Raw genomic sequence first — 716 nt, 5'->3', positions numbered from 1 at the left:
GCAACCCGAAAAGCAGAATATGACTAGCAAAAGCCAAGCTCAACTGTTTCTCTCTAATATGGCGTAAAGTCGCCCCAACGCCTAAAGCAACGCTGGCGACTTTATGCGTAGCCAAGGCGACAGTAAAACCCAAACCAAGAAAGAGCAAAGCAGGAAACTGTAACAAGCCAGCGCCTCCACCAGCCATCGCACTCAAGCCGTTTGCAATAATCGATACGCAAAACAGCACAACTTGTTCAATTAGAAATTCCATATAAAAACTCTTTTATCAGTGCTCAACAGAGAAAATGCCACTCTTTGCATATTGCTGAACAAACACTCAATAAATTAAATTTCTTGCAACACAAAAGCATAAAAAAATCAGATATACTTTGGATATCCGAAAAATATTTAGATATTAGAATGATTCATACTTCACGACGACCTTATATCTTCAAGCATACTGGCAAGCGGCTAGCCGTGGTTGCCCTGCTACTGCTATGCAGTCTTTCTTTGGTGGCTACGCATGCATCTGCGGCGCAACTATACCGGTATAAAGACAATCAGGGAACCTATGTGCTCAATCAGACTATTCCTCCTGAATATGTCAAAAAAGGCTACGATATTTTGAATAGACAGGGCAGAGTTATCCAAGTTGTCGCGCCAGAACTAACAGCCGAGCAAATTGCTGCCCGAGACGCCGCCCTAGAACAAGAGCGCCTACAGAAAATTGAAGC

Annotated in this window: 1 protein-coding gene and 1 pseudogene; one reads left to right on the top strand and one right to left on the bottom strand. The window is 43.2% G+C overall.

Going from position 1 to position 716, the window contains the following annotated elements:
- The coding region (locus tag A3766_RS21665) for a TSUP family transporter (RefSeq protein ID WP_156509037.1) at window positions 1-253 on the bottom strand (253 nt) is incomplete at its 3' end.
- A 149-nt stretch (window positions 254-402) separates the two neighbouring features.
- On the opposite strand from A3766_RS21665, the pseudogene A3766_RS21660 reads away from it, so the two are divergent.
- Window positions 403-716: pseudogene (locus A3766_RS21660) on the top strand (hypothetical protein); the annotation flags it as partial.

Source organism: Oleiphilus sp. HI0132 (genome assembly GCF_001635845.1).
This window is presented reverse-complemented; position numbering and strand designations above follow the sequence as displayed.